Source organism: Endozoicomonas ascidiicola, from assembly GCF_001646945.1.
GTDB classification, from domain to species: Bacteria; Pseudomonadota; Gammaproteobacteria; order Pseudomonadales; family Endozoicomonadaceae; genus Endozoicomonas; species Endozoicomonas ascidiicola.
Window position 1 is genome coordinate 760,309 of sequence record NZ_LUTV01000004.1, and the last position, 3,928, is coordinate 764,236.

General features: G+C 47.3%; 3 protein-coding genes and 1 pseudogene. 1 reads left to right on the forward strand and 3 read right to left on the reverse strand.

The window, feature by feature from the left end; all coding sequences use genetic code 11:
• Positions 1-579: pseudogene (locus tag AKL11_RS25680) on the reverse strand (ISKra4 family transposase); the annotation flags it as partial.
• Between the two features lie 185 nt (positions 580-764).
• On the opposite strand from AKL11_RS25680, the gene AKL11_RS13865 reads away from it, so the two are divergent.
• Positions 765-1,118 (forward strand): hypothetical protein, encoded by a 354-nt coding sequence (locus AKL11_RS13865; RefSeq protein ID WP_067518379.1) that lies wholly within the window; start codon positions 765-767, stop codon positions 1,116-1,118.
• 17 nt (positions 1,119-1,135) lie between these two features.
• On the opposite strand, the gene AKL11_RS13870 is transcribed toward AKL11_RS13865, so the two are convergent.
• Positions 1,136-2,485 carry a serine hydrolase domain-containing protein gene (locus AKL11_RS13870; RefSeq protein ID WP_067518382.1) on the reverse strand — a complete coding sequence of 450 codons (1,350 nt, stop codon included), beginning with the start codon at positions 2,483-2,485 and terminating at the stop codon, positions 1,136-1,138.
• A 112-nt stretch (positions 2,486-2,597) separates the two neighbouring features.
• Entirely contained in the window at positions 2,598-3,587 is a 990-nt protein-coding gene (locus tag AKL11_RS13875) for an NAD-binding protein (RefSeq protein ID WP_067518385.1), read from the reverse strand.
• Positions 3,588-3,928 lie beyond the last annotated feature (341 nt).

Consider the following 3,928-nt stretch of genomic DNA (forward strand, 5'->3'; position numbering starts at 1 on the left):
CGTATGAAGTCGATCACCGTCATCATTCAATAATGCAATGGTTCCACACATAGCAATGCGGTAGTTGCCATCACGATAGAGCAGAGTTGTTCCATCCAGACCAATAGATACGGTAGCTACTGGCTCTGGTAGTTGAGGAATGTCGTAAGTCCAACTTTCTTCTTTTGCCTGGGCAATACTGGCCACGACATCAGAAATATCTTTAAGCGTGGCCCGGCTGCTTGATCTCCTGTGATTCTGAAGCAAATCTGCTTCAACCTGAGGAGCAGCCATGTTGGCATACTTCCAGCTGACCATGCGAGCAAATGCTGGCGTCGAGTTGACGACAATGCGTGCATTCTGATCAAGAGGACAGAACGTTTTACCTCCCTTACTGCTCTGATAAACATAGCGCTCTACTGGACACTGCCCCCATGGAGACTCATAAACCTTGAGTTCTTTCTTTTTCTTGCAGGTCATACTGATAGAGCCAAGCTGAATAGGAGAGCCATCAGTGTCGAGGTACTCCAGCTGTTTAGCAGATGCCAGACGGCCAGCATCATTAAGCTCGTMCTGTAACAGATCTTCAAACTCCAACATTGACTTTCCATGCTGGATAGTGATGAGAACTTGGGTTTCGGAGTTTTTTGAAGAAAGTATCTGGGCAGGCATGGCAGCAAACATAAACGTCAGTAGTCAATTACTAATAGAGTAGATGCTTTTTAAATACTTGCTACATTATTCAGGCTGAGCACCCTGCTGATGAAGGGCGATCTAATGGTCTTTTGAATGCTGATGAGGCGTTTAGAGGCAATTTGAGAAAATTGTTGCAACGTGAAATGAGTGCATTTTGTTCGAGGCTTGTAAGGGAAAAAGCAGAAAGAGTTGATAATGTAACCTGCAATGATATAAGCATAGAAGAAGATATGGTTTATATGAATCAGCGTGCTGGAATTTTACAGAATCAAATATATAAAGATATCTCTGAAGCATTAAAGTTAAACGCCGTAAGCTATTACATAAAACTGGAGCCAGTGGAAAAGGTCATTGCAAAAGCCATTAACGATTATAAGGCTGCTCACAGGCAACTCATGGACACTAGCGCAGTGATCTCAACTGCGCCAGGAACCTTGGTCTAACGATGAATTTTTAATAATCACATGCTCTGCAACAAGTCTTTGTAATTTTGTTCCATTGGATACTCACCCGATGTCCAGCCCAGTCTGACCAGAACCACTTGCTCAGAAGGAATCACCATAACTGATTGCTTCCGGTTCCCCATCATGGCGTAGGCATCTTCCGGTAGTGAAGGCCAGCGAAGCTGTTCATCACCACGATTCAACCAGAACTGATAGCCGTAGGCTTTTTCATTGTCACTGTTGTTTGGGGTGCTCGCTGCTTCAACCCACTCTGGTGCAAGTACCTGATAACCATTGATTTCACCATTTTCTGCCATCATCAGGCCAAGACGCGCCCAGTCCCTGCCGGAGGCATAAAGATAAGAGCTACCTACAAGCACGCCCGAAGGGTCGGTCTCAAAGGTTGCCGTGGCTATTCCAGCAGGAGCAAACAGCTCACGGGTTAGAAAGTTCATGGTATTTTGTGGCTGATTATCCAGTAACTGTTGTATGTATCTGGAGAGAAGGTTTGTTGTGCCAGAAGAATAGGAAAAATGAGTGCTTGGCTTATAGCCTTGAGGGCTGGTCATGGCTACGTCCGAAGCGCTGGGCGCGGTGAACAGCATATGAGTCGCATCACTGCCAGGTGCATAGGTTTCATCGAATGTCAGGCCACTGCTCATTTGCAATAAATCATGCAGTTTAAGATTGGCACGTTCATCATTCCACTCAGGAAACAAACCGCTGGTATCTCTGGAAACTTTGCCTTCGAGTTCCAGACGACCAAGCATCATGGCAGTAACGCTTTTCGCCATGGACCAGCCGAGTAGAGGCGTCTCTGGATGAGTATTGTCACCATAGGCTTCAGCAACAATTTTTCCATCCTGAACGACGACCATGGCGCGGCTGTTTAAACCTTGCTCATTGTCCTGTTGGATGATGTTATCCAAAGTGGATTGAAGTTCGGAGTTAATCGTTGTGACAAGACTGCCCCGAGGCCATTCTACATCAGGCCGGATCTCGGTTTTCTGCACAGCGAGGCTGTCCAGATCAAAACCTTCATCGTGATCAAGGGAGCATCCAATGCCATCACGATAGGTCGCCACCGTTGGAGCCAGGCCAAACAGGTTGGCAGACACCTGGCTTGGGGATTCGCTCCATTGCAGTTCCACCAGTTCAGTGACTGGAGAATAAGACGACAAATCACTGGCAATTTGCTGGTCATCAAACCCGGAAACATATCGCGCTGAGCAGGCAAGTTTGGCGCTCAAGCTGGTGCCAACCTGAACCGCATGGCCAAGGTTAAAAATGGAGAATCCCAGAAAGTAAGGAGGCACTGCAATGAGAAAAGCAGCGGTGATGGAGAGAGTGATCAGTATTTTTTTCATACAGCTCATGTCTTGTTATTTTTGTAGTTTGGCCGTTAGGATAGGGTTTTGATATGAGAAATTCCAGCCTTCGTTGCTTTAAATTGTCTTGGCTGTAAAAGTCTTTCGACGTTTAATATTTGTCATCAAAGTCCTTAAGGTAATCTTTGGGTGGTGGTGTCCAGCCACGTTCTGATTTGGAGTGCCGGTCAGAGCGGTCACTGTTAAACGCCTCTTTCAGTAATGCTTCCAGTCGGATAAACAGTTTTTGATAGTGTTCGCCATAGCCCCTTAACCCGTCTTCTTCTAGCCAGCTTCGGTAAAGTTCATCCTTTTGGCTTCTTTCCAGTTGAATAAATCCCTGTTTTATCTGTTCCGCCTTAAATGGATGAACTCCGAGGCGAACAAGGGATTCGGCGCCTAGGTTCAGGGCGGAATCATAGGTTTCGCTAATGACATAATCCGCACCAGCGTCGCATAACTCATAGTGATGTCCGCGGTCAAAAGCCCGGGCAAGCACCTGCACATGAGGGAAGTGCTGCTTAATGTAATGAACGATGGTGACCGATCGAGGCGGGTCATCAATGGCGACGATCATCAGCTTGCATTCGTTGATACCTGCGGTGTGCAACAGGTCCGGGCGGCAGGCATCTCCATAGAAACTTCGTACATTGATCCTGCGCATCATATCGATCTGGTCGGTGGATTTATCCAGCACCACGGTATTTACGCCTTGAGCCACCAGAAGGCGGTTTACGATCTGCCCAAAGCGACCAATACCAGCGATAAGCACAGGGCCTTGGGTGTCGATGGTGTCCGCTTCACGGTCATCGCCGGATTGTTGATAGCGGGGTTGAATAATACGTTCGAATAAAATAAAGAGTGCAGGTGTCAGGAACATGGACAGAGCAACGACCATAGACAGGATTTGAGCTAAATCAACAGGGAGTATGAACTGATCCACCGAATACCCCAGTAGAACAAAGCCAAATTCACCGGCCTGGGCAAGGCTGAGAGTGAATAACCACTGATCGCTGTGACGCACTCGAAACAGAATAGCCAGCAGATAAAGAACAGCGGCTTTGGTCATCATTAAGGCAAGAGTCCAGCCAATGATGGTCATCAGGTGGCTGGGGGTGAAATTAAAAGTGTCCTTTCACCGGYTACCCTAAGCGCTCCCAGTACTGATCCCATTCACCGTTAGCTCGTAATGTTCTTAAGCCAAGCATTGCTTCAGCGTTCTCGGGTTTCCACCAGACGCCGGGTATCTTGAGTCGCATTTGCACTATTGAACTGTTCGCACTCTCTATTTCACCAGAACCGATGGGAAGGTTTACCGCTCTCGCTGCCGCATATTCAAACTGACCTGGACGGTTTCTGATGTATCGATGGCATTCCTCAGACTTATTCGCGGCCTTGCCCTTCTTTCCATTTCTATGCTGATCAAGCTCTGCTATGACTGCA